The organism is Streptomyces sp. NPDC006798 (assembly GCF_040635975.1).
Classification (GTDB): Bacteria; Actinomycetota; Actinomycetes; order Streptomycetales; family Streptomycetaceae; genus Streptomyces.
Genome location: NZ_JBEYIS010000054.1, coordinates 1 through 26,813, shown reverse-complemented (window position 1 = coordinate 26,813; position 26,813 = coordinate 1). Strand labels below are relative to the sequence as shown.

At 74.2% G+C, this 26,813-nt stretch carries 24 protein-coding genes; 13 read left to right on the top strand and 11 right to left on the bottom strand.

Annotated elements, in window-relative coordinates; translation table 11 throughout:
• Window positions 1-87: 87 nt before the first annotated feature.
• The 3 genes from ABZ714_RS28525 to ABZ714_RS28515 form a co-directional block, all read right to left on the bottom strand.
• Complete coding sequence (locus ABZ714_RS28525) at window positions 88-753, bottom strand: TetR/AcrR family transcriptional regulator (RefSeq protein ID WP_358828225.1); 666 nt, start codon at window positions 751-753, stop codon at window positions 88-90.
• A gap of 172 nt (window positions 754-925) precedes the next feature.
• Window positions 926-1,786 (bottom strand): SDR family oxidoreductase, encoded by an 861-nt coding sequence (locus ABZ714_RS28520; protein WP_358828224.1) that lies wholly within the window; start codon window positions 1,784-1,786, stop codon window positions 926-928.
• A gap of 79 nt (window positions 1,787-1,865) precedes the next feature.
• Window positions 1,866-3,500, bottom strand: coding sequence for an FAD-dependent monooxygenase (locus tag ABZ714_RS28515; RefSeq protein WP_358828223.1), 1,635 nt, complete (start codon window positions 3,498-3,500; stop codon window positions 1,866-1,868).
• 237 nt (window positions 3,501-3,737) lie between these two features.
• Here ABZ714_RS28515 and ABZ714_RS28510 point away from each other — a divergent pair, with 237 nt between their 5' ends.
• The 5 genes from ABZ714_RS28510 to ABZ714_RS28490 all read left to right on the top strand — a co-directional run bounded on the left by ABZ714_RS28510 (window position 3,738) and on the right by ABZ714_RS28490 (window position 7,033).
• Window positions 3,738-4,034: an antibiotic biosynthesis monooxygenase family protein gene (locus ABZ714_RS28510; RefSeq protein ID WP_358828222.1), complete on the top strand. Its 297-nt coding sequence runs from the start codon at window positions 3,738-3,740 to the stop codon at window positions 4,032-4,034.
• Between the two features lie 3 nt (window positions 4,035-4,037).
• Complete coding sequence (locus ABZ714_RS28505) at window positions 4,038-4,478, top strand: nuclear transport factor 2 family protein (RefSeq protein ID WP_358828221.1); 441 nt, start codon at window positions 4,038-4,040, stop codon at window positions 4,476-4,478.
• An 18-nt stretch (window positions 4,479-4,496) separates the two neighbouring features.
• Window positions 4,497-5,000, top strand: a complete 504-nt coding sequence (locus tag ABZ714_RS28500; RefSeq protein WP_358828220.1) for a nuclear transport factor 2 family protein — start codon at window positions 4,497-4,499, stop codon at window positions 4,998-5,000.
• Between the two features lie 204 nt (window positions 5,001-5,204).
• The gene (locus ABZ714_RS28495; RefSeq protein ID WP_358828219.1) at window positions 5,205-5,933 is read left to right on the top strand and encodes an SDR family oxidoreductase; all 729 of its coding nucleotides are present in this window, start codon (window positions 5,205-5,207) and stop codon (window positions 5,931-5,933) included.
• Between the two features lie 38 nt (window positions 5,934-5,971).
• Entirely contained in the window at window positions 5,972-7,033 is a 1,062-nt protein-coding gene (locus ABZ714_RS28490; protein ID WP_358828218.1) for an LLM class flavin-dependent oxidoreductase, read from the top strand.
• A 98-nt stretch (window positions 7,034-7,131) separates the two neighbouring features.
• Here the strand turns inward: ABZ714_RS28490 and ABZ714_RS28485 are convergent, their stop codons facing one another.
• Complete coding sequence (locus ABZ714_RS28485; protein ID WP_358828217.1) at window positions 7,132-8,619, bottom strand: GMC oxidoreductase; 1,488 nt, start codon at window positions 8,617-8,619, stop codon at window positions 7,132-7,134.
• 93 nt (window positions 8,620-8,712) lie between these two features.
• A complete protein-coding gene (locus ABZ714_RS28480; protein ID WP_358828239.1) occupies window positions 8,713-9,747 on the bottom strand; it encodes a ketoacyl-ACP synthase III family protein in 1,035 nt (344 codons plus the stop codon).
• Between the two features lie 473 nt (window positions 9,748-10,220).
• On the opposite strand from ABZ714_RS28480, the gene ABZ714_RS28475 reads away from it, so the two are divergent.
• The 4 genes from ABZ714_RS28475 (at window position 10,221) to ABZ714_RS28460 (ending at window position 14,391) form a co-directional block, all read left to right on the top strand.
• A complete protein-coding gene (locus ABZ714_RS28475) occupies window positions 10,221-11,414 on the top strand; it encodes an acyltransferase domain-containing protein (RefSeq protein WP_358828216.1) in 1,194 nt (397 codons plus the stop codon).
• Window positions 11,415-11,421: 7 nt separating this feature from the next.
• Window positions 11,422-12,690 (top strand): beta-ketoacyl-[acyl-carrier-protein] synthase family protein, encoded by a 1,269-nt coding sequence (locus ABZ714_RS28470; protein ID WP_358828215.1) that lies wholly within the window; start codon window positions 11,422-11,424, stop codon window positions 12,688-12,690.
• Window positions 12,687-14,012, top strand: a complete 1,326-nt coding sequence (locus ABZ714_RS28465; RefSeq protein WP_358828214.1) for a ketosynthase chain-length factor — start codon at window positions 12,687-12,689, stop codon at window positions 14,010-14,012. The genes ABZ714_RS28470 and ABZ714_RS28465 overlap by 4 nt, the downstream gene beginning before the upstream one ends.
• Before the next feature lie 100 nt (window positions 14,013-14,112).
• A complete protein-coding gene (locus ABZ714_RS28460; RefSeq protein ID WP_358828213.1) occupies window positions 14,113-14,391 on the top strand; it encodes an acyl carrier protein in 279 nt (92 codons plus the stop codon).
• Between the two features lie 347 nt (window positions 14,392-14,738).
• On the opposite strand, the gene ABZ714_RS28455 is transcribed toward ABZ714_RS28460, so the two are convergent.
• Window positions 14,739-15,806 (bottom strand): phosphotransferase family protein, encoded by a 1,068-nt coding sequence (locus tag ABZ714_RS28455; RefSeq protein WP_358828212.1) that lies wholly within the window; start codon window positions 15,804-15,806, stop codon window positions 14,739-14,741.
• A 207-nt stretch (window positions 15,807-16,013) separates the two neighbouring features.
• Here ABZ714_RS28455 and ABZ714_RS28450 point away from each other — a divergent pair, with 207 nt between their 5' ends.
• Both ABZ714_RS28450 and ABZ714_RS28445 read left to right on the top strand, forming a co-directional pair.
• Entirely contained in the window at window positions 16,014-16,742 is a 729-nt protein-coding gene (locus tag ABZ714_RS28450; protein WP_358828211.1) for an SDR family NAD(P)-dependent oxidoreductase, read from the top strand.
• A 175-nt stretch (window positions 16,743-16,917) separates the two neighbouring features.
• A complete protein-coding gene (locus ABZ714_RS28445) occupies window positions 16,918-17,844 on the top strand; it encodes a zinc-binding dehydrogenase (protein WP_358828210.1) in 927 nt (308 codons plus the stop codon).
• Window positions 17,845-18,041: 197 nt separating this feature from the next.
• Here the strand turns inward: ABZ714_RS28445 and ABZ714_RS28440 are convergent, their stop codons facing one another.
• Together ABZ714_RS28440 and ABZ714_RS28435 are read right to left on the bottom strand one after the other, a co-directional pair.
• A complete protein-coding gene (locus ABZ714_RS28440) occupies window positions 18,042-18,689 on the bottom strand; it encodes a hemerythrin domain-containing protein (RefSeq protein ID WP_358828209.1) in 648 nt (215 codons plus the stop codon).
• A gap of 182 nt (window positions 18,690-18,871) precedes the next feature.
• Window positions 18,872-20,443 (bottom strand): DHA2 family efflux MFS transporter permease subunit, encoded by a 1,572-nt coding sequence (locus ABZ714_RS28435; RefSeq protein WP_358828208.1) that lies wholly within the window; start codon window positions 20,441-20,443, stop codon window positions 18,872-18,874.
• Between the two features lie 452 nt (window positions 20,444-20,895).
• Here ABZ714_RS28435 and ABZ714_RS28430 point away from each other — a divergent pair, with 452 nt between their 5' ends.
• The gene (locus tag ABZ714_RS28430) at window positions 20,896-21,852 is read left to right on the top strand and encodes an MBL fold metallo-hydrolase (RefSeq protein ID WP_358828207.1); all 957 of its coding nucleotides are present in this window, start codon (window positions 20,896-20,898) and stop codon (window positions 21,850-21,852) included.
• 92 nt (window positions 21,853-21,944) lie between these two features.
• Here ABZ714_RS28430 and ABZ714_RS28425 read toward each other — a convergent pair whose 3' ends face one another.
• The 3 genes from ABZ714_RS28425 to ABZ714_RS28415 all read right to left on the bottom strand — a co-directional run bounded on the left by ABZ714_RS28425 (window position 21,945) and on the right by ABZ714_RS28415 (window position 24,774).
• Entirely contained in the window at window positions 21,945-22,889 is a 945-nt protein-coding gene (locus ABZ714_RS28425; RefSeq protein ID WP_358828206.1) for an aromatase/cyclase, read from the bottom strand.
• Window positions 22,890-22,944: 55 nt separating this feature from the next.
• Window positions 22,945-23,742, bottom strand: a complete 798-nt coding sequence (locus ABZ714_RS28420; protein ID WP_358828205.1) for an SDR family NAD(P)-dependent oxidoreductase — start codon at window positions 23,740-23,742, stop codon at window positions 22,945-22,947.
• Window positions 23,743-24,009: 267 nt separating this feature from the next.
• Entirely contained in the window at window positions 24,010-24,774 is a 765-nt protein-coding gene (locus ABZ714_RS28415) for an SDR family oxidoreductase (protein WP_358828204.1), read from the bottom strand.
• 301 nt (window positions 24,775-25,075) lie between these two features.
• Here ABZ714_RS28415 and ABZ714_RS28410 point away from each other — a divergent pair.
• Window positions 25,076-26,813 (top strand): beta-ketoacyl synthase N-terminal-like domain-containing protein (locus ABZ714_RS28410; RefSeq protein ID WP_358828203.1); only part of this gene is annotated, 1,738 nt, incomplete at its 3' end.

Below are 26,813 nucleotides of genomic sequence, written 5' to 3'. Positions count from 1 at the left end.
GTGTCGTACCGGCCCCCTTCCACGAAGGTCCTCCGGGAAGCCTGTGCCAGGTGGGTGCCCGCGCCGGGTGCCGGGGGGTTCCGGCGTTCAGGCCCCGGTGTCCGGCCGGGCCGCCGGGTCCCCGGCTGTATCCGCCGTACCGGCCGTGAGGTTGGCCGCGAGGAAGGAGTCGGCGACGGCCCTGACGTACTCCGGGCCGAAGGTGCGCTCCGCCAGCAGCCGACGGAAGATCAGCGGACCCGCCAGCTGGTCGATCGCCAGCTCCACATCGAGATCGGGACGGAGCGTCCCGTCGTCCCTGGCCCGCCCGACGATCGCCCGGAACCCCCCGGAACCCGCCTGGTACAGGGCTTCCTTGAGTCCGGAGAAGGCCGGGTCGACGCCCGCGCGCTCCACGACCGCCCGCATACCGCGTTCGGCCACGGGATCGTGCAGCAGCTCGCGCAAGCCGTCGAGCTGGCCGATCAGATCGTCGCGCAGTACTCCCGTCGGCGCGGGGCGCACCGAGGCGATGCGCTGGGCGATCGCCTCGTAGAGCAGGGCGGCCGCGTCGGGCCAGTGGCGGTAGAGGGTCGTCCGGCCCACTCCGCTGCGGGCGGCGACCGTGACATGGGTGACCGCCGCCCAGCCCTGTTCCACCAGCAGCTCCTGCGCCGCGGCCAGGGCCGATGCCCGGCTGCGGGCCGCCCTCGGGTCCATGCCGCGCCCGGGCACACGCGGGCCGTGTCCCGTGGTGTCGGCCTGTGCGGACATCTGCTCCCCTTGGCTCGTCGTCCCCGGTCGGTCTGTTGTACGGGCCCGAGTCTGCCACTTCCTTCCGGCCCGCGGGCGCCCCGGGGCATCCGGTGCCACCCGTACGTGCCGGGCCGCCGCGGCCGCCCTCCGGGGGCTCCGCGGCGGCCCGGTCGTCCGGTCTTCCGGTCGCTCAGCCGCGGAAGGCGTCCAGATGGTCCCGGGCCCAGTCGGCGAAGGAGCGCGGCGCGCGGCCGAGGACGTCCTCGACGTGCGGCGAGAGCCTGCCGTGGAGTTCGGCGCCGTGGGCCACGGCCTCCTCCAGGGTCCTGATCACCCCGTTCGCGGTCTCCTCGTTGAACCGGGTCAGCAGCATCCGCCGGAAGTCGGCCAGGGGGATCGGTTCGAACCGCAGTTCCCGGCCGAGGAGGCCGCCGAGTACGGCGGTCTGCTCGCGGGCCGTCAGGGCCTCGGGCCCGGTGAGCTCGTACACCCGGCCCCGGTGTCCCTCGCCGGTCAGGGCCCGGACGGCGACCCCGGCGACGTCGCGCGGGTCCACGACGGCCTCGGGGACGTCCGCGAGCGGGCCGCGGGCGGTCCCGTCGGCCTTGATGCCGGGCGCCCAGCCGAGGTTCATGCTCATGAAGCCGTTCGGCCGGAGCACGGTCCACGGCACACCCGACTCCCGCAGCGCGTCCTCGGCGAGCCGGTGCCAGTGGCCCAGCGGATTGGCCCGGGGGTCGTCGGCGACCTCGACTCCGAGGGTCGACAGCTGCACGATGTGCTCGACCCCCGCCGTCCGCGCGGCGGCCACGAGCCGGGCGTCGTGGGTGGCCTTGTCGGCGCCCAGGGACATCAGGAAGACCTTCTGGATCCCGTCGAGCGCGGCGGGCAGGGTCTCGGGTCGGTTCAGATCGGCGGTCACGACCTCGAACCCCGGCCCCGGCACCAGCCCGCCCGCCGCCGGGTCACGGCTGAGCGCCCGTACCTTCCGGCCGTCCTCGCGCAGCAGGGACAGCACCTTTCCGCCTACGTTCCCCGTCGCTCCGGTCACCAGGATCACAGTCGTCTCCCTGTCTTTGTCGTCATCGTCATCAGCGTCATCGGTGTCGGTTTCGGTGTCGCAGGTGTCCTCATCGATCGCCGCGGCGCGGTGCCGGGCGGTCGAGTACGGTCCGCAGGGCGCCCTCCAGCGCGCGGACCGCCGGGTCCGTCCCCCCGGCCGGGCCGGGCGAGCGCCAGGCGACGAACCGGTCGGGGCGGACCAGGACGGCCCCGGCCCCGGTGATCCCGTAACTCCGCAGCCAGTCGCCGCCGCCCAGCCGGTGTACGGGCAGCGGGAGGCCGAGCCGGGCGGCGACCTCCGCCGCCGCCGCGCTCCATTCGTCCGCCGGACCGTCCCCGGCCGCCCCCGTCAGCAGGACGAAGGACCTGCCGAAGAGCGCGGTGGTGGCGGCGGCTGGCGCGCCGTCGGGCAGTTCCGCGTACGGCGCCCGGGACCCGGGGCGGCCGGTCGGCGCGGCCGGGTCCTCCAGCGGCTCCCCGGTGTCGTCCGGCTCGCGGACCACGGCCCGGGAGAGGTGGCGGTAGCCGAACGCCTGGACCACCGGCGGCAGCGGCGCCGCGAGTGCCCCGTCGTCGAGATAGGGCGCCAGCCGTTCCACGGTGTTGCGGAGCTGCTGCTCGCCGATCATCTCGGAGACCGGCCGGCGCTCGGCGTCATGGCTGTCGAGCAGTCCGGGGCCCGCCTCGCCCTTGAGGACCATGGCCAGCTTCCACGCCAGGTAGAAGCCGTCCGTGACGGCGGTATTGCCGCCGAGACCACCAGGGGCCGGGACCAGCCGGGCCGCGTCGCCCACCAGGTGCACCCGGCCGTCGCCGAACCGGTCGGCGATCATGCTGAGGATCTCGGTCCGGCCCGTCTCGACCACCTTCAGCGGCAGATCCGGCAGCCCGAGCCCGGTCCTGACGAGTTCGGCGCACCGCTCGTCGGTGAAGGCGCCGAAGTCCGGCGGGTGCTGCGACATCCCGAGCACATAGCCGTACCGGCCGGGTACATCGGTGGTGTAGAAGACGCCCGGCACCGGTTCCTGCAACCAGAACAGGGCGAATCTGCGGCCTTCGGCGACCTCGGGCAGCGCGGCCAGCGGCTCGCTGAGATCGGCGTCGAAGAAGACCCGGAAGATCTCGCCGAGGTCGCCGCGCCCGTGCATGCCGATGCCCAGGCCCGCGCGGACCGGGCTGTGCCGTCCGTCGGCGCCGACGAGATAGTCGGCGGTCACGGTCCGCTCGGCGCCGGTCCGCCGGTCGTACAGTACGGCGGTCACCGCGTCCGCCGACTGCGCGAAGGACACCAGCTCGGTGTCGAACCGCAGCTCGGCGCCCAGCTCCCGGGCCCGGTCGGCGAGGATCACCTCGGTCCGCTCCTGGCTCGCCATCGCCCAGTCCTCGGGCGACACATGACGCATCGCCATATCGGCGCCGGTGATGGTCTTCCGGACCGGCCCGGTGAGGGAGTCGGCGATCACCATCAGGAACTCGCCGGTCCCGCCGTCGGGTCCGGCCGCCGCGATCCGCTCGGCCACCCCGGCGATCCGCAGCACCTCCATGGTGTGCGGGTACTGGCCCCGGGCCTTCATCACGACCGACGTACCGGGGTGCTTCTCCACCACCACGGGCCGGATGCCGTACGAGCCCAGGAAGAGGGCGGTGGTCAGCCCCGCCAGGCCGCCGCCCGCGATCAGTACGGGCAGGTGTTCATCCGCCACCAGGACTCCTCGGTCGTCGGGGGAGTGCTTCTCGGGGTGCCCAGTCTGGGGAGCCGGGTTGGTGCGCCGATGGGGTCCCCGTCCACGCCGGATCCCGTCCGCGCCCCTCCACCGCCGCACCAACGGCGCATCAGCGCCGGGACCGAGGGTGAGGGGCGGCGACGGGGCAGACCGCCCCGCCCGCCGCGGGGGAGCCCCACCGGCCCCCGCCCGTCCGCCGGACGAACAGGAGTCGTCGTGGTCGTCTTCGTCAACAAGCTGACGCTCACCGGAGCGGCCGAGGACCTGGAGCGCGTCTACGCCCATGTCGCGGAGTTCATGCGCACCAGGCCCGGACTGATCCGCTATCAGCTCGTACGGTCGCAGAACGATCCGTCCGTCTACTTCAACGTCGCCGAGTGGCAGGACCAGGGGTCCTTCGAGGCTGCCCTGAAGGAGCCGGAGTTCCGGGCCAGGCTGAGGGCCCTGGGTACGGTCATCAAGGGCGAGCCGCATCTGTCCGACCCGGTCGAATCCGGGGTCGGGGAGGTCTGAGCCGTGTCCGGACCCCTGAAGGCCGCCACCCCGGTCGACGGCGACACCTACGCCGGAATCCTCCAGTTCTACGCCGAGCACATGCAGCTCCTCGACGAGCGCGCGGCCGAGGAGTGGGCCGACGGCTTCACCGAGGACGCCGTCTTCGAGCAGAACGTCAAACCGGAGCCGTGGCGCGGCCGGTCCGTGATCGCCGAGCGGATGCGGGCCGGTCTCGCCCGGCAGGCCGGGCGGGACGTCCAGCGCCGTCACTGGTTCGGCATGGTGGCCTGCGACCGGCGGGCCGACGACACCGTGGTGACCCGCTACTACGCCCAGGTCATCGAGACCCCGAGGGGCGGGCGGGCCACCACCTACCTCAGCACCACCGGCGAGGACGTGCTGGTGCTGCGGGACGGCCGGTGGCGGATCCGCCACCGGCTGATCACCCATGACGCGACCTGAGAGCGGAGGAGCCCGAGCATGAGCGAGCCCGAGACCGGCCCCGAGACCGGCCCCGATACCGCGCCCGAGCTGACGCGGGAGCGGGTGGCGGCGGCGTACGCGTCGCTGGTGACCGGGGACCGGGAGCTGATCGCCCGGTACTGGTCGGAGGACGTACGGTTCCAGATGCCCGGAAACCACCAGTACGCGGGCTGGTTCGAGGGCCTGGACGAGTATCTGGAGAAGATGGGCAAGCTGATGGCGGCTACCAAGGGCCGGATCAGCTCCGAGACCCTCGACGTGCTGATCGACCCCGTGGCGGGCGTCTCCGTCGACGTCTACCGCCTCGACGGCCACCGCGGCCATGCCGAGGAGGGCGCGACCTCCCCGTACGACCGGCTGCGGATCGAGGGCGTCCACGTCCTGCGCTGGGAGGACGGCCGGATCGCCGAGGGCCGCAGCGCGCTCTTCGCCGACGGGGTCACCCAGGCCAACCTGTGGTGGTCCCCGGTCGGCGCCGACGGCACCCGTCACGAGTACTGATCCGGCGCGGCCGGCCGGAGGTGTCCGGACCTTCGCGGGGCCGTCCGGGGCTCCCGGGCGGCCCCGCCCCGCGCGCCGCGACGAGGAAGGGGACCTCCCATGGCACACGCACAGCCGGCGTCACAGGAACCAGTACATACTCGTACATATCCATATACACAAGCGCGGCCGGAGCGGGCGGAGTACGCGTTCGAGGGCCGTACGGTGGTCGTCACCGGCGGCGGCTCGGGCATCGGCCGGGCGACGGCCCACGCCTTCGCCGACGAGGGCGCCCGGGTCCTGGTGGTGGGCCGCAGGACCGAGGCGCTGGCGGAGACCGCCCGGCACCGGCCGGGGATCCGCTGCTACGGCGCCGATCTCTCCGACCCGGAGGCCCCGGCGGCCGTGGTGGCCGAGGCCGTCCGGGAGTTCGGCGGGATCGACGTCCTCGTCAACAACGCGGCCCGGCTGCGGCCCGAACCCCTCGGCCGGATCGACGACCTCGACGCCCGGACGGAGCTACGGGTCAATCTGCTCGCGCCGCTCTTCCTCACCCAGGAGGCGCTGCCGCGGCTGGAGGCCGCCAAGGGCACCGTCGTCAATGTCTCCACCGCCGGGATCGGCCGGGGCTGGGCGGGGCATTCGGTGTACGGCGCCGCGAAGACGGCGCTCGACTTCCTCACCCGGACCTGGGCGGTGGAGCTGGCACCGCGCGGCATCCGGGTCGTGGGCATCGCACCCGGGCCCGTCGACACCCCGCTCGCCGAGCGCGCCGGACTCGGACCCGACGAGGTGGCCCGGCTGCGGGCCCGGCAGAGCGCCCGGGTGCCCCTGGGCCGGGTCGGGCAGCCGGAGGAGGTGGCGCGCTGGGCGGTCGAACTGGCCCGACCGGAGGCCGCCTTCACCACCGGACTGGTCCTGCCCGTGGACGGCGGGGCGAGCGCCGTCTTCTGACCGTTTCCCACCCCGACCGTCACCATCCGGGAGTCCGTATGGAATTCGGCATCAACTTCTTCCCCACCGTCGGACCCGGCGACAAGGACGCCGCCGACTACTTCGAGGAGGCCCTGCGGCTGGTCGAACGCGCCGAGGAGTACGGCTTCGACCATGTGAAGACGGTCGAGCACTACTTCTTCCGGTACGGCGGCTACTGCCCCGACCCGGTGACGTTCCTGGCCGCCGCGGCGGCCCGTACCGAGCGGATCCAGCTCGTGACCGGGGCCGTCATCCCCGCCTTCACCCATCCGGTGAAGCTGGCGGGGAAGCTGGCCATGCTCGACAACATCTCCCGGGGCCGGCTCCGGGTCGGCTTCGGACGGGCCTTCCTGCCCGGTGAGTTCGACGCCTTCGGCATCGACCTGGACGAGAGCCGGGCCCGGTTCGACGAGGGCGTACTGGCCTGCCGCAGGCTCTGGTCCGAGGCGGACGTCGTCTTCGACGGCGCCTTCCACTCCTTCGGCCCGGTCACCCTGCTGCCCCGGCCCCACCAGCGGCCCCACCCGCCGATCCTGGTCGCCACGGCCAAGACCGCCGCCTCCTGCGAACAGGCGGGCCGGGACGGCCACGGCCTGATGATGGTGCCGTCGATCAACAAGCGGGAGACCGTCCAGGAGATGCTCGGCCTCTACCGCAAGGCGTGGGCCGACGCGGGCCACCCGGGCGAGGGCGAGGTCCACATGAGCTACGGCTGCTATCTCAGCGACGACGCCGACGAGGCCAGGACCAAGGGCCGGGAGTACGCGCGCCGCGCCAACGCCGTGATGCGGGACGCGGTCGCCGCCTGGGCCGAACGCCGCAGCACCGGCTACGCCGGATACGAGAAGGTCGTGGAGAACATCGCCCGCCACGACTTCGACCGGTCGCTCGCCGAGAACAAGACCCTGGTCGGTACCCCCGACGAGATCGTGGAGCGGCTGCGGACCATCCGGGAGTGGTTCGGCGAGATCTCCGTCAGCCTCCAGGTGATCTCCGGCAATCCGCCCTACGAGGAGTCCGAGCGGACGATCCGGCTCTTCGCGGAGGGCGTGCTGCCGCACTTCCGTACGACGGGCTGACCCGAGGTCTTACGTACGTACGGGCCGGGCCCCGGGGGACATCCGGGGCCCGGCCCGTACGTATGACGTGCGACGCCCGCGCGGTGCGCGGCCGGTCGTCAGGCGCCGGTGGTGACGTCCTGGACCAGGTGCCGGGCGGACCGGGCCGCGACCGCCGTGACCGTGAGGGCGGGCGGCACCCCCGTACCGGGCAGCAGGGAGCCGTCGATCACATACAGACCGGGATGTCCGGCGACCCGGCCCGCGTCGTCGGTGGCCGTGCCCAGCGGGACGCCGCCGACCACATTGCCCCCGGTGGTGCCGATCCGGCTGAAGGCCGTACGGCTCCCCGGGTTGGCCTCGTCCAGCCGGTCCAGGGTGCGGGTGATCGAGGCCCGCGCCCCCGCGAAGGCGGGATCGTCGACGGGCCAGCTCAGTACGGCGTCGTCGAGGTCCGGGTCGTAGCGGAAGACACCGAGCGCCGGGGCGGGCACCGAACCGATGGTGGTGATCCAGCCCTCGCCCGCCGGGGCGTCCGGCCAGGGGAAGTTGAGCAGGGAGACGGGCCGGGCCGGGTCGTCCTTGCCGTCCTGGGCGATGATCGCGGACGGGCCGCCCTGACGGGGGTTGTTCTCCGCCATGCCCGTCCGGGCCGTGATGACCTCACTGTTGCCGACCCGGCTGCCGAGGGCGGCGGGGAGTCCGGGCAGGGCGCCGGTCGCCCGGGCCCGCAGCAGGATCCGGTTGGTGCCGAGGGTGCCCGCGGCCAGGACCAGCCGGTCTGTGACGATCCGATGCCGGGACACGACCTCGCCCCGCTCGTCGATCCGGTCGTAGTCGACCCGGTACCCGCCGCCGTCGCCGGGCGCGGTGCCGTCCGCCGGGCCGATCGCCGTCACCGTACTGAGCGGCCGGACGTCGAGCCGTCCCGACGCCTCGGCCCGGGCCAGCAGGGTGCGGTCCAGGCTCAGCTGGGCGCCGCTGTTGACCCCGAACACATTGAGCCCGTCGACCTGGGACCGTACCCGGGCCCCGGTCATCTCCTCCCGTACGGCGTCCCAGTCGACCGCCAGATCGACCTTGCTCCACGGGATCCCGGCCCGCTCCAGCTGGTCTGCGAACGAGCGCGCCGAGCGGTAGAACGACGACTCGTAGACGTCGTCCGGGATGGGCGCGCAGCCGATCAGCTCCCGGGCCTGCGGATACCACCGCTCCACCATCTCCCGGTAGTCGAGGACGGTGCCGAGCGTATGGGCGAACAACTCCTCCGACGGCAGGCACATCGTGCCGTTGGACGCCAGGGACGCGCCGCCCACCCCGGCCCCGGCGAGCAGATTCATCCCGTCGCCCGGTACGAATTCGAGTACACCGCAGTAGACGTCGAGTTCGGCGTCGGTGAGCGGGGACGTCCGGCTCAGCCAGGCGGCCCGGCCGTCGGGCGCGGTCTGGGTGGCGAACGTGGTGCCCGAGCCGTCGACCGGCCAGCGCCGGCCGCGCTCCAGCAGGACCGCGTCCACCCCGGCCTCCGCCAGCCGCAGTGCGGTCACGGCTCCTCCGTATCCGCTGCCGACGATCACCACATCGGCGCGGTGCTGTTCTCGAACCACTGGGCGGCCTCCTGCCGTGTCGCTACGGGACTGTGCCTGTCGAGGGGCCGGACGGCCCCGGTGGTCGTGCTCGCCCGGGGCGGGGGCGGGCGTTCAGAGGCCGTACGGGGGCGGCGGGTGTTCGATCTCGACCACCGCCGACGACCAGGTGAACCCGGCGCCGACCCCGGTCAGCAGGACCCGCTGACCCGGCCGGAGCAGGCCGCTCCCGACGAGCTGGGCCAGCCCCGCGAACTGGTCGCCCGCGCCGAGATGCCCCACGGTCCTGGCGAACGGCCAGGTCGTGATCTCCGGGGCGATTCCCCAGCTCCGGAGATAGGTCCGGCTGAGCCTGCGGAGCCCGAAGTGCGGCAGGACGAACCAGTCGATGTCGGGGAGTCCGACCTCGGCGTCGCTCAGCGCCCGCTTCAGCGCCTCCGCCTCGCCCGCGCCGACCCGGGCGACGCTGTACGAGATCCCCACCTCGTCGACGAAGGCCCGTTTGGTGGCCTCCAGGTCCATCGGCCGCCGTACCGCGAACGGGGCCGTACCGAACGGGTCGCCGCCCCGGTGCATCGCCTCCAGCTCCGGCTCCGAGACCGTGGCCAGGCTCCGCAGCCGGGCGAAGCCGGGCCGCCGGGAGAGCAGCAGGGCCGTACCGGCGTCGCCGTAGACCGTGCCCGGATCGCTCTGCCAGCGGTCGAAGCCGGGGGCGCAGAACCGGTCGCCCGTCGTCAGCAGGGCGCTGCCGCCGCGGGCGCCGCCGGTGAGCGCGCTCGCGGCCAGCTCCAGGGCCGCCATGCCCCCGTTGGAGAGCTGGCGGATCTCGATCGCGGGGCAGCGGTTGCCGACGGCGACGCGCTGGATGTACGAGGCCGGGGCCCAGAGGTCGTGGCCCTGGTAGTAGACGTCGGCGTGCAGGATCAGCTCGATCTCCCGCGGTGCGATCCCGGACCGCCGCAGGGCCGCCGCGGCGGCACCGGCCGCCATCTCGGGTGCCGACTCGCCGTCCGAGACCGCGACGGAGAGCAGATCGGCGCGGTCGGCGAGTCCGGCGTCGAACAGGCCGTCCGCGACGGCGTCCGCGACGGTGACCCGGCCGGGGACGTGGACCGCCGCCGCGGCGATGTACAGATCGTCGAACCTCATAGGGCGCATGCCTCTCGTCGTTCGGGCGCGGTCGCGCGGTCGCCGCCGCGGCCGGTACTCGTCGCCCGGCCGCCTCGCCGCCCATGGGGACGGCCGCCGGGCGACGGTGTGTTGACCGTGGCCCGGCGGCCGGGGTGCGGGGCGCGCGCTCGGCCGATCAGCGGGTCGCGCCACGTCGGCCGTCTCCAGTCTCGGAACGGGGCATGGGAGCGGGGTGGAGACCGGGTGGAGGAGAGGGGCGTGGTGCTCCGCCCGGGGTTGGTGGCGGGACTCTTCGAGCCCTCTCGGACGACCGGGTTCCGCCCGGCGGGCGGGGGCTGTTCGCGGTCCGCGGGCCGTATGCGGCTGGTCGCGCGGTTCCCCGCGCCCCTGGCCCCGGGGCGCGTTCCCGTCAGGCTCCAGGAGGGTGTCAGCGGCCGGTGCGACGCTGGAGGCCGTGCCGTTGTTGTGCCGTAACCAACGAGGAGGCAGTTGTGCGAGCCGACATTCCGTCCCCGGCCGCCGCCGGGCCGCGCGGTCCGGTGCTCACCTTTCCCGGTCAGGGGGCCCAGCAGCCCCTGATGGCGGCCGGGCTCTACCACGGTCATCCGCCGTTCCGCCGCCATCTCGACCGCGTCCTCGACCTCTGGGGCGCCGAAGGGGCCGCCCTCCGGGCCGATCTGCTCGCGCCGGTCCCGGCCCTCGACCCCGACGGGGTGCGCCGGGCCCAGCCCCTGCTGTTCGCCGTCGACTGGGCCCTGGGGCGTACGGTGCTCGACTGGGGCGTCCGGCCCACCGCCCTGCTCGGCCACAGCGTCGGCGAGATCGCCGCCGCCGCCCTCGCCGGGGTCTTCACCCTGGAGGAGGCCGCCGGGCTGATGGCCGACCGGGTCGAGCACATCGCGGCGGGCCCGGCGGGCGGCATGCTCGCCGTCTCCGCGGCCCCCGGCGACCTCGCGCCCTATCTGCACGCCGATGTCGTCGTCGGCGCCGTCAACGGACCCCGCCAGGTCGTGCTCGCGGGCTCCGCCGAACCCCTCGCCGAGACCGGGGCCCGGCTGCGGGCCGACGGCTTCACCTGCCGCGCGACCCGGGCCCTCAGCCCCTTCCACAGCCCCGCCCTGGCCCCGGCCGCGCGGGCCGCCCTGCCCGCGGTCGCCCGGTTGCCGCTGCGGGCGCCCCGGCTGCCGCTGCACTCGGCGTACACCGGCGGCCCGCTGACCGCCGCCGAAGCCGCCGACCCCGCCTTCTGGGCCGGGCAGCCCGCCGCGCCCGTCCTCTACGGGCCGACCCTCGACGCCCTCCTCGGCACCGGCCGGCATCTGCTGCTGGAATGCGGACCCGGCCGGGGCCTGACCACCCTCGCCCGCCGCCACCGCGCCGTCGGCAGCGGCCGTTCGACGGCCGTCGCCCTGCTCCCGGCCCGCGCCCGGGGCGACTCCACCGACCTCGACAGCGTCCGCGCCGCCGTGGAACACCTGATCGCGGAGGGGGTGCTGACCGGCGATCCGCTGCCGCTCGGCACCATGGCACCGGGGCAACCGGGTGACCCCCGGCTCGGACCGGCCCGTCGCCCCGCACCCGGCACCGGCGTACTCCCAGGACCGCACCACCCCGGCTCCAGGCCGGACTGCGAGCGTGACAGGCCGGGGCCGGTCACCGGCCCCGCCGACTGCGAGGTGAGGTGAGGATGTCATGGAGCGACGCATCGTCGTCACGGGGATCGGCACCGTGGCGCCCGGCAAACCGGGCACCAAGGAGTACTGGGAGCTGATCTCGACCGGACGTACGGCCACGCGCACGATCTCGTCCTTCGACGCGACTCCCTACCGGTCCCGGGTCGCCGCCGAATGCGACTTCGACCCCGTCGCCGCGGGGCTCACTCCACGGGAGGCCCGGCGGATGGACCGGGCCACCCAGTTCGCCGCCGCCGCCGCCCGCGAGGCCGTCGAGGACAGCGGGCTCGATCTGCCCGCGGCCGACCCCTCCGTCGTCGGGGTGGCCCTCGGCAACGCCGTGGGCTGCACCACCAGCATGGAACGCGAGTACACCGTGCTCAGCGACGGCGGCGCCGACTGGCTGGTCGACCACCGCTACGCCGTACCCCATCTCTACGACCACTTCGTGCCCAGCTCCATCGCCGCCGAACTCGCCCGGCTGGTGGGGGCCGCGGGCCCGGTGGCGCTGGTCTCCGACGGCTGCACCTCCGGCCTCGACGCCATCGGGCACGGCGCCGACCTGATCCGCGAGGGCAGCGCCGACATCGTCATCAGCGGCGGTACCGACGCCCCCGTCTCGCCGATCACCCTGGCCTGCTTCGACGCCATCAAGGCCACCACGCCCCGCAACGACGACCCCGCGCACGCCTCGCGCCCCTTCGACGCGACCCGCAACGGACTCGTCCTCGGCGAGGGCGCCGCCGTACTGGTCCTGGAGGAGCTGGCACACGCCCGGCGGCGCGGGGCCAGGATCTACGCCGAGGTCGCCGGAGTCGGTACCCGCTGCAACGCCTACCACATGACCGGACTCCGCGCCGACGGCGCCGAGATGGCGGACGCCATCACGGACGCGCTGGCCCGGGCCCGGCTCGCGCCCGACGCGCTCGACTACGTCAACGCCCATGGATCGAGCACCCGGCAGAACGACCGGCACGAGACGGCCGCCTTCAAGACCGCCCTCGGCCGGTACGCGTACGAGACCCCCGTCAGCTCGGTGAAGTCGATGATCGGCCACTCCCTGGGCGCCATCGGGGCGCTGGAACTGGTCGCCTGCGTCCTCGCGATGCGCGACGGGCTGATCCCGCCGACGGCCAACCTCCACGAACCCGACCCCGAATGCGATCTGGACTACGTTCCCCTCACGGCCCGGGAGACCAGGGTCGACTCGGTACTGAGCGTCGGCAGCGGATTCGGCGGCTTCCAGACCGCCGTCGTGCTGGCCCGGCCCGAACGGGAGACGGCATGAACGACCTCCGCACCGGCCCCGCGGGCCGTACCGCCGCCGCCACCGACACCCGTACCGACCGGGCCGGACGTACGAACGGCGGCGGCCCGGCCGGCACCGTACGGGCCGTCGTCACCGGAATCGGCGTCGCCGCCCCCAACGGGCTCGGTACCGGCGCCTACTGGGCCGCGACCCTCGCGGGCCGCAGCGGCATCGCGCCCACCACCCGCTACGACACGGCCGGATATCCGCTCCGGCTGGCCGGCGAGGTCCCCGGCTTCGACCCCGGCGAGCACATCCCCGGCAGACTGCTGCCGCAGACCGACCACCACACCCGGCTCTCGCTCTTCACCGCCGACGAAGCCCTCCGCGACAGCGGACTCGACCCGGCCGCCCTCCCCGCCTACGGCATGGGCGTGGCCACCGCGTCCACCATGGGCGGCTTCGAGTTCGGGCAGCGGGAGCTGCAGAATCTGTGGAGCAAGGGCGGCCGGTTCGTCAGCGCGTACCAGTCCTTCGCCTGGTTCTACGCCGTCAACACCGGCCAGATCTCCATCCGGCACGGGCTGCGCGGCTCCAGCGTCACCCTGGTCACCGACGCGGCGGGCGGCCTCGACGCCGTCGGCGACGCCCGGCGGCGGATCCGCCGGGGCACCACCGCGATGCTCACCGGCGGTGTCGACGGGGCGCTCTGCCCGCTCGGCCTCGCCGGACAGCTCAGCGCCGGGACCATGGCCACCGGCGGCCACCGGGCCGACCGCGCCTATCTGCCGTTCGCCGACGGCGCGCCCGGCCAGGTGCCGGGGGAGGGCGGGGCGTTCCTCGTCCTGGAGGACGCGGAGAGCGCCGTCCGGCGCGGCGCCCGGATCTACGGCGAGATCGCCGGATACCGGGCCACCTTCGACCCCGGGCCCGACCCCGCGGGGCCGGGGTCGACCGGGCTCGTCCGGGCGGTCCGGGGCGCCCTGAGGGACGCGGGCGTGTGCCCGGCCGATATCGGTGTCGTCTTCGCCGACGCCGCCGGGGTGCCCGAACCGGACCGGGCCGAGTCCCGGGCCCTCGCCGAGGTCTTCGGTTCCGCCGCCGTCCCCGTCACCGCGCCCAAGAGCATGACGGGGCGGCTCTTCGCGGGCGGCGCGGCCCTCGATCTGGCGACCGCGTTGCTGGCCCTGCGGGACGGGGTGATCCCGTACACCGCGAATGTGACGGCCCCGGGCCCCGACCACCCCATCGACCTCGTCACCGGGGAACCCCGCCGCGCCGACCTGCGGTACGCGCTCGTCGTCGCGCGCGGACGCGGCGGGTTCAACGCGGCGGTCGTCGTACGGCGGGCCGGGGTATGAGGCCGCCTTCGCCGTCCGGAGCCGTATCCGCGCGCGTTTCCGTATCCGATTCCGGATCCGCATCCGCATCCGACCGACGCTTCCGCCGAAGGGACATCCCATGAGCGACATCCGTACGGGCCCGGCCGCACTGGCCGTGGCGGACCTCATCCGCATCATGCGCGAATCGGCCGGTGAGGACGAGTCGGTCGACCTCGACGGCGATGTGCTCGACGCCGACTTCACCGACCTCGGCTATGACTCCCTGGCCCTGCTGGAGACCGCCGGGCGGATCTCCCGGGAGTACGGGGTCGACATCGGCGACGACGCCCTGGACGGGGTGGCGACGCCCCGCGACTTCCTGGCCGCGGTGAACCGGGTGCTGTCCGCGAGCGGCTGACGGCCTGCCTTCGGTAATGGGGGACCCCAGCGCCTTGGCTCTCCGGGGCGCCGCCCGAACTACCCGGGTCTCGTCCGGCGGCCTGATGTTGTCGGCGGTCCGCGGCCCGCCTGTGGCTTGTCGCGCAGTTCCCCGCGCCCCTGGACGCTCTTCCCCGCCCCGGCCCTGAAAGGGCGACCCAGCCGGCGCTTGGGTCCCCTCAATGCCGAAGGCACAGGAGGCGGAACCGCGCGACAAGCCCGAGGCGGCCCGCAGTCGGAACACCTCTGGAAGAGGTACTGTCCCTGCCCGGAGGGCGTTCCCCTCCCGAGGCCGGCTCGGGAGAGGTGCTCAGGGGCGCGGGGACGCTACGGCGCGGTGCGCGAGGCGAGGATCTCGGAGAGCAGCCGGGTCGCGTTGCGGTGGAGGGGGAAGTCCAGGGCGGGCGGCAGGATTCCGGTCCGGGTCAGCAGACGGGTGACCCGGGCCGTCAGAACGCAGAAGCGGAAGGCCGCGTACAGCTCGTAGTACTCCAGGTTCCCCACCCGGTGTCCGGTCAGCTCCTCGTAGTACGCGACCGTCTCCGCCCGGTCCGGCAGGCCGGGGAGCCGGGGCGCGCCGATGCCCTCGCTCAGATGCCGGTCCAGATGGAGGAACCAGGCCAGATCGGCCTCCGGCGCCCCGATCCCGGCCATCTCCCAGTCCAGTACGGCCGCCGGGGACTCGCCCGCGTAGACGATATTGCCGATTCTGGCGTCGCCCCAGAGCAGCCGGGGCGGGCCGGACTCTTCGGGGAGCCGGGACCGGAGCCGGGCGAGGGCGGCCGTCGCGACCGCGTTGTGCTCGGCGCCGTAGAACGGCAGCCGGGCGGCGTCGTCGGCGAGCCGTCCGGCGAGCCCGCCGCCGTGGGGTCCCGGCCGGTCGAGGAAGCCGAGGCCGGTGGCGAACGGGTCGAGGCGGTGGATCGCGGCGAGGGCCTCCACCCCGCCGAGCCAGACCGCGCGGCGGCGGTCCGGCGGGAGCTCGGCGAGCCACCCCTCGCGGTGGTACGAGGGGAGGTCCGCGGGCACCCGGCCCTCGACCCGGCGCATCACCAGGAACGGCGCCCCGAGTACCGCCGGGTCCGGCTCGTGGCCCAGCAGCGGGGCGACCCGGACCGGGGTACCGGTCAGGATTCCGTGCAGCCGGACCTGGTCCGCCCAGTTGTCGCCGGGGAGCACCCGGTGGCCCGTCGGCGCCACCCGTACCGCCAGCGGTTCCACCGCGCCGTCGGGCCGGGTGGCGTCGCAGAGCAGGATCTCGCCGGAGAACCCGGCGCCGCCGGGGACCCGGACCGGGCCGACGTCCACCGGCCCCGACCCGGGCGTACGGGCCGTCAGCCAGGCGGCGATGGCCCGCCGGGTCCGTTCGGGATCGCGTTGTACGGGTACGGGCACGGCCGCCTCCAATGCCGCGGGGCCTCCCACGGGCCCGCCGGAGCCCGAGTCTGGCCGCCGCGCCTCGGACACCGGTCCAGCGCCGCTGGGGTGCCGCCGACCGGCGCCGGGCCGTCCGGCTCCAGCGGGGCACTCTCGGCCCGCCAGCGGCGGCGAGCAGCATCGACCGCGCGAGCCCGGACGGGCCCGGCGACTCGGGGAGGAACGATGCTGCTTCAGGGCAGGACGGCGGTGGTCACCGGGGGAACCCGTGGCCTCGGCCGGGCCGTGGCGCTGGCCATGGCCGACGCGGGTGCCGTCGTCGTGGCGGCGGCCCGTGACGTACCGGAGGAGGCCGAGGACGGGGACAGCCGGATCGTCGCCGCCGAGGCCGATGTCACCGTGCCCGCGTCGGTGGAGGCGCTGATGAAGACCGTCGGCGCCCGGTACGGCGGTCCGCACATCGTGGTCGCCAATGCCGGGATCAGCAGGCCGGGGCCGGTGGCCGGACTCTCGTACGAACACTGGGACGCCGTCGTCGGTACCAATCTGACGGGGGTCTTCCACACGGTACGGGCCGCCGTGCCCTATCTGCGGGACGTGGCCGACGGCCGGATCATCACCGTCTCCTCGATCCTGGGCCGCCGGGCCGTGCCGGGCGCCGCGGCCTACTGCGCGTCCAAGGCCGCCGTGGAACGGTTCACCGAGGTCTGCGCCCTGGAACTGGCCGCCGACGGCATCACGGCCAACTGTCTGGCGCCCGGCTTCATCGACGAGGGCCAGGGCCGTGCGCTGATGGCCGACGAACGGCTCTGGCCGAGGCTGGCGGCCGGGCTGGCGACCGGACGGCCCGGGACCGGTGCCGAGGTCGGCGCCGCCGCCGTCTTCCTCGCCTCCGCGCGGAGCGGCTATGTCAACGGAGCCGTACTGCCCGTCGACGGCGCGGTGCGCTGGTGACACCCGCCGCTGGTTCCGCCACTGGTTCCGCTTCCGCGTCTGCTTCCGGTGGCGGTGGCGGTGGCGGTGGCGTACGGGGGCGAACGCCTCCGCGCCCGGGTCCGGTCCGCCGCGACCTTCTTCCGTCCGTGCCGTCCGTACGTGCCATCCGTCCGCGATCCGAAGGGACGTTCCCGTGCTCGCACATCTCACCCCCGCCGACGGCGGCCTCAGCCTGAGGCCGAGCCCCGTGGCCGAGCCCGAACCCCGGCCCGGCCAAGCGGTCGTGGAGGTCCGGGCGGTCTCCGTGAACCGAGGCGATCTGTCGCTGCTGGCGATGCTGCCACCCGGGACCCGGCTCGGTTTCGACGTGGCGGGGACCGTCGTACGGGCCGCCGCCGACGGCAGCGGCCCGCCGCCCGGGACCCGGGTGGCGGGCGTGGCCGGACAGGACGGCTGGAGCGAGCGGGTCGCGCTGGACACGACCCGGCTGGCGCCGCTCCCCGACGGAGTGGAGTGGGCGGCGGCCGCGGCCGTGCCCGTCGCCGGGCTCACCGCGTTGTACGCCCTGCGGTACGCCGGATCCGTCCTCGGCCGACGGGTGCTGGTGACGGCGGCCGGTGGCGGGGTGGGCCGGATCGCCGTCCAGCTGGCGCGGGCCGCGGGCGCCGATGTGGTGGCCTGGGCGGGCTCCGCCGAGCGGACAAAGGGCCTGACCGGGCTCGGCGCCGGTACCGCGACGACCTACGCGGAAGGACCCGCCGCCACCGGACCCGTGGACGTCCTTCTCGACAGCGTCGGCGGCGATGTGCTGCGGAGCGCCTACGGGCAGGTGGTCCGGCGCGGCACGGTCGTCTGCTACGGCAACACCGTACGGGCGGAGCTGAGCCTGCCCTTCGACTGGGGGCACGCCCGGCCCGGGGTCGGACTGCGCTATCTGCACCTCTTCGACGAGATGACCCGCAGACCGGTCGGCCGCGATCTGGCCGCGCTGCTGCGGCTGGTCGCCGACGGCGGGCTCGACCCCCAGGTGGCGTACACCGGTGACTGGACCGATCCGGAGCCCGCGTTGCGCGGGCTCGCCGAACGCCGGATCAACGGCAAGGCGGTCCTCCTGCGGTGAGCCGGATCGGTCCGGGCCGGTTTGGTCCGGAGCCCGGCGTACGACCCGGGGCACGGCTTTCGGCCGAGCTCCGGCCGCCCCGGGCCGTGCCGTACGGCCCGGGGCGGCGAGGTTCCCGGGCCGCTGCGAGCCGGGAACGGCCGGTGCCGGAGACCTACGGGGACGCGAGGTTCCGGCACCGGAGTCGGGGGAGGGGCTCAACGGGCCCCGGCGGGGCGCCGCCAGGGCGAGTTCCGTGCGTAGCGGGGTCGCCAGAAGGCGCCGTACACCAGCCGCAGCGGAACCGGCAGCACGGCCAGCACGGACCGCCGCTCGTCGCCGGAGACCCCGTCCAGCAGCCAGGGGATGAACGTCGGCGCGCCCCGGAGGCCGACCCGGCGACGCTGCCCCGCGACGAAGCCCCGCCACTCGGCGGCCGTCAGCAGGGCCTCCAGCATGGGCAGCGCCCGGGCCTCCTCGTGGTCCAGATGGTCCGTCAGACAGGCGGTGACGTCCGCCATCAGATCAGCCGGGACCGGTGTGCCGGGTTCGCCGTCGAGCGCCGCGTCCACCTTGGCCAGTACCTGGTCCAGCCGGGTGTGTTCGGCCTCCATCGCCCGCAGCACGGCCAACTCCTCGGGCCTGCCGTCCAGCTTGGTGCGCAGTACCGGCCAGAGCGACTCGTCCTCGGAGACATGGTGGATCGTCAGATAGCCGGTGAACAGCCGCCAGCCCGCCCGGAAGCCGGCCGGATCCGGCCGCCGGGCCGCCGTCAGCCGGCCGAGGTCCCGCCGCAGGGCGCGGTGGACGGCGTACATCATGGTCAGATCGACGCCGGACGTACGGCCCGGTCGTGTACCGCCCATCGCGGTCTCCTCCTGATCGGCATGCGGATCGACGTGCTGTCCGGCCCGGTGGCCGGCGTGCTGTGCGGCGTTGGGCGCGGCGTGTTGTGTACGCGAGCCCGAACGCGGCCCGCTGTCCACTGTTCGCGGCTCGCCGCCCCCGGGCCGGGCTGCCGTCGGCCCGGCCCGGCGGTCCGGGGCGGTCAGATCACCACACCGGGTTCGGCCCCGGCGGCGTCCTCGGCGGAGACCCGGATCACCGTGACCGCCAGGACGAAGGCGGCGATCAGGACGAAGGCCGTGGCCAGGAACGCGATGCCGTAGCCGTGTGCGAGGGAGTCGTAGACGGCGACGCGTACGTCCGGCGGCATCTTCGCCGCGTCGGCGGGCCCGTAGTGCTCGGCCGACGCGGCGGCCGCGGCGCCCATCAGCTCGGTGAGCCGGTCCTTGGCGGCGGCGACGGCGACCGTGCCCAGCGCCGCGAGCCCGAGCGCCGCGCCCACCTGCTGACCGGCGTTGAGCAGCGCCGACGACACCCCGGCCCGGGCCTTGTCGATCCCCGCCACGGCCGCCAGGGTCAGCGGTACGAAGCAGAGGCCGACGCCGCTGCCGGCCAGGATCAGCGGACCCAGCAGATCACCGGCGTATCCGGCGTCCGGGCCGATCCCGGAGAACCAGAAGAAGGCGACGGCCGCCAGCGCCGTCCCGGCGGCGAGCAGGGCCCGCGGGCCGACCCGGCCCAGGACCTGGCTGCTGATGGTGGCGCAGACGGCCGCCCCGACCGCGAACGGCAGAAACGCGAAGCCGGTCCGCAGCGCGCTGAAGCCCATCACGATCTGCATGAAGAGGGTGAGGAAGTAGAAGAGGACGATCATCCCGGCGCCCAGCGCCAGCATGATCGCGTAGGCGCCGGACCGGTTGCGGTCGCGGAAGATGCCCAGCGGCATCAGCGGCGATTCGGTCCGGGCCTCGACGAGCACGAAGAGGGCGAGCAGGGCGGTGCCGACGGCCAGCGGGCCGACGGTCCCCGCACTGCTCCAGTCCTCGGTGGCCGCGTGGATCAGCCCGTAGACCACCAGGGACATACCGACGGTCGAGGTGACCGCGCCCGGCAGGTCGAGCCGCCGCTCGCCGGCGGTGATCCGCTCGGCGGGGAACGCCCGGACCGCGGCGAACAGCAGGAAGATCCCGATCGGCACATTGACGAAGAGGACCCAGCGCCAGCTCAGGGCGTCGGTGAAGACTCCGCCGAGGACATTGCCGAGCGCGCCGCCCGCACCGCCCATCGCGGCGTAGACGCCCATGGCCTTGGTCCGCTCGGCCCCTTCGGCGAACGTCCCGGCGATCAGCGCCAGGGCGGCCGGCGCGACGAGCGCCCCGGAGAGGCCCTGCACCGCGCGGGCGGCGATCAGCCAGCCCTGATGGGTCGCCATCCCGCCGAGCAGGGACGCGATCGTGAGGACGGCGACGCCGACGAGGAAGGTCCGGCGCTGGCCGTAGAGGTCCGCGATCCGGCCGCCGAGCAGCAGCAGCCCGCCGAAGGCGAGGGCGTAGGCGTTGACCACCCACTCCAGATTGGTCGCCGAGAAGTCGAGGGCGTTCTGGATGGACGGCAGCGCCACATTCACGATCGAGACGTCGAGGACGACCATCAGCTGGGCGACCGCGATCACGGCCAGGGCCAGCGCCTTGCGGTCGCCGGTGCCCGGCACCTCGGCGGCGGGGGGTGGTACGGCCCCGGCGGGGCGGGGCCGCTTGACGGATCGTTCGGACACCGGATCTCTCCTGCGGGTGAGTCGGACGGGGCGAGCGGCCGGAGATCCCGGCCCGGCGGCTCCGTGCCCGGTACGGAGCCGCCGGTGGCCGGAGCCCCCGGGCGGTACGGAGCCCCTGGTGGTACGGGGCCGGAAGCGGCACGGATTGCGGATGCCGATACGGAACGCCGCACCGGCCGTTCGTGGTTCGGAACCGGGTGCGCAGCGGCACCGATCGCGGTACGGAGCCGATCGGGATACGGCACCGTTCGTGGCGCGGGCAGCCGACCTCCGATCTTCGGGGCAACTTGTTCCGAAGATGTGGAGCAGCATGCCCCAGAAAGAGGGCGGGCGCAAGCCGGCCGGCGGATACCGGCCGTCCGGCCCACCACGGCACGTGCCGCTCTCCAACCCGGCGTCAGATCGTGGGAACGGCGCGGCAGTCGGCCCGCCGAAGGTGTGAAGGAGCCCCGATGCGCTTGTCGCCCGATCCGGCCCCCGGCCCGCCGCTCCCGCCCCGGCCCCGGCCCAGGCCCCGGCTGGAGGAGCTGGCCCCCGGCATCCACGCGTACATCCAGCCGGACGGCGGCTGGTGCCTCGGCAACGCCGGGGTCCTGATCGGCGACGACACGGTCGCCCTCGTGGACACCGCCGCCACCGAACGGCGGGCCCGCGCCCTGCGCGCCGCCGTCGCCACCCGTACCCCGCTCCCGGTGAGTACCGTCGTCCTCACCCACCACCACGGGGATCACCACTTCGGTATCTCGGTCGCCGCGCCCGGGGCCACCGTGGTCGCCCACGAGAACACCCGGGAGGAGATGGCGCGGCGCGGACTCGCCCTCCGCGACGTCTGGCCCGGCACCGAATGGGGCGATATCCGGCTCGCCCTGCCCACCCTCACCTTCCGCGACCGGGCGGTGCTCCGGATCGGCGCCCTGACCGCCGAACTCCTGCACATCGGCACCGCGCACACCACCGGCGACATCGTCGTCTGGCTGCCGGAGCGGCGGATCCTGTTCGCCGGGGACGTCCTGATGCCCGGCTGTACCCCGTTCGTACTGATGGGCTCGGTCGACGGCACCCTGCGCGCGATCGAGCGGCTGCGCGCCCTGGCCCCGGCGGTCGTCGTGGGCGGCCACGGACCCGTCGCCGGACCCGAAGTGCTCGACGCCACCCGGGACTACCTCCTCCTGGTCCGTACCGCCGCCCGGCGCGGCCTCGCCGCCGGACTGCCGCCGCTGGAGACGGCCCTCGGTACCGACCTCGCCGAACACGCCGGTCTTCGCGACCCCGAACGGCTGGTGGCCAATCTGCACCGCGCCTACGCCGAGGAGTCCGGCGCGCCCGCCGGTACCGGGATCAGATCGGCGCCGGTCTTCGCCGAGATGGCCCGCTACAACGGGGGCGCCCCGATCACCTGTCACGCCTGAGCCGCGCGGACCCGGCCGCCCCGGACCGGGGTGCGCCAAGGGCCCGGACCGCGCCGAACGCGCGGATCCGGGCCCATGGCCATGCCGTGCCGTCAGCCGGCCGCCGGGGACCGCTCGGTGAACTCCTTGGCGCGGCGGAGCGTCGCCAGACTGTTGGTGCCCAGCGCGTCCCGGACGTACGACCGCGCCCCCGCCACCGTGGAGCCCGGCCCGAGCAGATGGACCGCCGACGGATCGATCACCACCGTGTGCCGGGCCGTGGCCGTGGTCGTACCACCGGACTCCGACAGCAGCCAAGCGCCCACATGGGCGGTCAGCAGCGGCGGCACCCGGAGCTGCTTGTAGACGATCCGGGCCGGGTCGGGGCTCACCCGTACCGACGCGGTCGTATGCCGGGAACCGTCCCTGGCCAGCGTCTCCATCTCCAGCGTCTGCACATCGGGCCGGGGCTCCGTCAGCTCCACCCGCGCCACATGCGGCAGCCGCTCCTCCCAGTGCTCCGCCCGCCACAGGAAGGCGTGCACCCCGGCCGCCGGGGCCTCGATCCGGACCGAGTCCTCGAAGACATGGAGCAGCTCGCCCAGGCCGTCCGCCGACTCCGCCGTGGCCTTCATCCGGCTCAGCTCCGCCGAACTGTTCTCGTCCAGCGCCCGGTTCAGCCACGCCACATGGCCGGGATCGTCGTCGACGGCCGTGAACTCGTGCAGCAGGACCACCTCGCAGCGCGCGTCGGCGAGCGGACGGATCCGCCACTCGCCGCCCATGGACGCCGCCGGGGCCGGGGACCGTACCTGCCGGAATCCGATCGTCAGCCCGGCCGGGTCCAGCCGCCGCCGCGACTCCCACGACTTCACCCCGCCGTTGGCCGTCGCCCAGACCCGCAGCGTCTCCTCCCCGCCGCCCAGCGGGGTCTGCTCCACATGGACCGACGGGGGGAAGACCCGCGGCCAGGCCGCGGCGTCCGCGATGATGCCGTACACCGTGCGCGCCGGGGCGCCGACGGTGATGGTGTGCCGGGCTCGATGCGTCACTGCCATGGGGAAACCCGCCCTCCTCCTGCGGCCGGGGCGCCGACGGCGCCGTACCGCGCCATCAGTAGTTGCCCAGACCGCCGCAGACGTTGAGCGCCTGCGCGGTGATCGAGGCCGCGGCCGGGGTGACCAGATAGCCGACCAGGGCGGCCACCTCGTCGGCCGAGGTGTAGCGGCCCAGCGGGATCTTCGCCTCGAACCGCTTCAGGACCTCGTCCACCGTGACGTCCCAGTGGCCCGCGTACCCCTCCCGTACCGACCGGGCCATCGGGGTCTCCACATAGCCGGGGCAGACCGCGTTGACGGTGATCCCGGTCTTCGCCAGCTCCAGCCCCAGCGACTTGCTGAAGCCGACCACGGCATGCTTCGACGCGCTGTACGGCGCCCCCAGCATCACCCCCTGCTTACCGCCCGTGGAGGCGATATTGACGATCCGGCCGGGCCCGCCGTGCCCCATGCCGCCCGCCGTCAGCACCTCCCGGGTCATCCGGAAGACACTGGTCAGATTGGTCGCCAGGACGTCGTCCCACAGCTCGTCCGGGATTTCGGCGGTCACGCCGCCACCGCTGCGGCCGGCGTTGTTCACCAGGATGCCGACCGGGCCGAACCGGTCGACAGCCGCCGCCACCGAGCGGACGACGTCCTCGCCCCGCCGGACGTCGGCGGCGGCCCCGGCCGCCGTGACGCCCTCCGCCGTCAGCTCCCTCACCGTCGCCGCGACGTCGCCGGCGTCGCGCGCGGTGATGAAGACCTTGATCCCGGTCCCGCCCAGGGTCCGGGCCACCGCCCGGCCGATCCCCCGCGTGGCCCCGGTGACCAGCGCGACCCGGGACTCCCTGGTCCGCGGCTCCGTAGTCATGGCGCTCCTCCCGATGGGTCCGTCACTGTCCCGGACAGCCTGCTCGGCGGCGGTGGAGTACGGCTGAAGGGCCGGGCGAGCCCCGCAGGCGCCCGGCGCGTGACCGCTCGGGACGCCCGGTTCGGGAGAGGCCGGAGAACGGACCGGGGCGCGCGGTTCGGGGAGGGGGAATCCGGCGAACGGACCGGGGCGCCCCTCCGCGGACCGTACGCGGAGGGGCGCCCCGGGGCACCGGTGCGGCGATCGCCGCTCAGAGGACCTTCCTGCTCAGAGGACCTTCTGCATCCCGCCGTCGATCAGATAGTCGGCGCCGGTGATGTAGGCCGCCGCCGGGGACGACAGGAAGACGATCAGATTGGCCACCTCCTGGGGCGTGCCCCAGCGGCCCGCGGTGATATGGCCCAAAGTGGTGATCTCGGTGGCGAACTCGGCGAAGTCCATCCCGTACTCCGCGGAGACCTTGGGACCGTACTCGTCCCACAGCGGGGTACGGATCAGCCCCGGCGAAACCGTGTTCACCCGGACGCCCCGCTTGCCGTACTCGTCGGCCAGGGCCTTGGCCCACGCCGTCAGCGCGGCCTTGGACGAGCCGTAGTAGTACGGGCCCTGGCCGGGCCAGCGGGCCACACTGCTGGACACATTGACCACGGACTCCCGCAGCAGGGGCTCCAGCGCCTTGGTGACCTGGACGCTGGAGTAGAAGTTCAGCCGGAACGCCCGGTCCCAGGTCTCGTCGCTGACCCCGGAGAACTGGGTGATGTCCAGGCCCGCCATCCCGCCGACGACATTGACCAGCAGATCGACCCCGTCGAACTCGGCCTCGGCGGCCCGGAGCAGCGCCTCCACGCCCTCCACGGAGGTGAGATCGGCCTCGACGGTGACCGCGCCGGACTCCTTCAGCGGGCCGGAGACCGCGACATCGGCGGCCAGCACCCGTACGCCCTCGTCGAGCAGGGTCCGGGCCACCGCGCCGCCGATACCGCCGCTCGCAGCGGTGACGACCGCGGTCTTGCCCGCCAGTTGCAGATCCATCGTTTCCCTCTTCCCCTCCGCCGGTCCCGCCACCGGGCCTCGGTGAACGACCCGACCGAAGGTAGGGGACGGCGCACACTCCCCGGCCATCGGCGGACCATCGGGCCCGGGGCCGATCCCACGGGGCGACCACGAACCGGTAACGGGGCCGGGCTGACGGGCGGCGATGGTCATTACTGGGCCGTGACTGACCGCTCCTACGTTGGTGCCGTCATGTGGCATGGGTGGGGGGCACCGGGAACCCGCCTTCTCTTCCTCTCTCACGCTCCGATGTTCGCTCCGTCGCTAGGGGGACTGATTCATGAAGGCGCAGGACGGAACCGAGGCCCGGCCCACGCGGGACCCGCGGGACGAGCGGATCGCCGTCACCGGGATCGCCTGCCGGCTGCCCATGGCGCCGGACCCCGCGGCCTTCTGGAGTCTGCTGCGCGGCGGTTCGCACGCGATCACCGACGCCCCCGAGGGCCGCTGGGACATCCCCCAGGACTCGGCCGCCGACCCGGGTACGCGCCGGGGCGCATTCCTCGACGACCCCGGCCTCTTCGACGCCGCCTTCTTCGGGATCTCCCCGCGCGAGGCCGTCGCCATGGACCCGCAGCAGCGGATCGTCCTCGAACTGGCCTGGCAGGCCCTGGAGGACGCGGGCGTCGTACCGGAGTCCCTGCGCGGCAGCCGGACCGGGGTCTTCGTCGGATCCCTGCGGGACGACTACGCGAGCCTGATCCACCGGCACGGCTCCGACGCCATCACCCGGCACACCATGACCGGCGCCAGCCGGGGCGTGATCGCCAACCGGGTCTCGTACCACCTGGGGCTGCGCGGACCCAGCCTGACCGTGGACTCCGCCCAGTCGTCGTCGCTGGTCGCCGTCCATCTGGCGTGCGAGAGCCTGCGGTCGGGGGAGTCCGAGACGGCCCTCGTCGCCGGGGTCAACCTCAATCTCCTCACCGAGAGCGCCCTCGCCGAGGAGCGGTTCGGCGGACTCTCGCCCGACGGCCGCTGCTACACCTTCGACGCCCGGGCCAACGGCTTCGTCCGCGGTGAGGGCGCCGTCGCCCTGCTGCTCAAGCCGCTCGGCCGGGCCCTCGCCGACGGCGATCGCGTCCTGGGTGTGATCAGCGGTTCCGCCACCAACAACGACGGCGCCACGGACGGACTCACCGTCCCCAGCGCCGGGGCCCAGGAAGACGTGCTGCGCCGGGCCTACGACAACGCGGGGATCGCCCCCGAAGCGGTCCAGTACGTCGAACTCCACGGCACGGGCACCCGGGTCGGCGACCCGGTGGAGGCGGCGGCGCTCGGCGCGGTCTTCGGCCCCGACCGGAGCCCGGAGGCCCCGCTGCTCGTCGGCTCGGCCAAGACCAATGTCGGCCATCTGGAGGGCGCGGCCGGACTCGTCGGGCTGCTCAAGGTACTGCTCAGCCTGCGCCACCGGGAGCTGCCGCCCAGCCTCAACTACGCCTCCCCGAACCCGGGGATCCCCATGGACGAGCTGGGGCTCGCCGTCCAGCGGAGCCTCACGCCCTGGCCCCGCCCCGACCGGCCGCTGATCGCCGGTGTCTCCTCCTTCGGCATGGGCGGGACGAACTGCCATGTCGTGGTCGAGGAGCCGGAGGCAGGGCCTCAGGAGGAGTCGGCCGCCGAGCCGGGCTCGGGCGCCGGTGCCGGTGGTGTGGTGGGTGGCGGCGTGGTGCCGCTGGTGCTGTCCGGCGGTACGCCCGGTGGTGTCCGGGGTGTGGCGGGCGGCCTGGTGCCGCTGGTCGAGGGCGGCGCCGATATCCGGGGCGTCGCGGACGCATTGCTGAATTCACGTGCCCTGCTGGGGTGGCGCGGTGCGGTGGTCGGCGCCGACCGGGACGAATGGGTGTCAAAGCTGAACGCGCTCGCCGGTGAGGGGGCGGCCCCGGGTGCGGTGATCGGTTCCGGTCCCGTCACGGAAAAGCCCCGGGTGGTGTTTGTGTTTCCGGGGCAGGGTCATCAGTGGGTGGGGATGGCTGTGGGGTTGTTGGATTCGTCGGTGGTGTTCGCGGAGCGTTTGG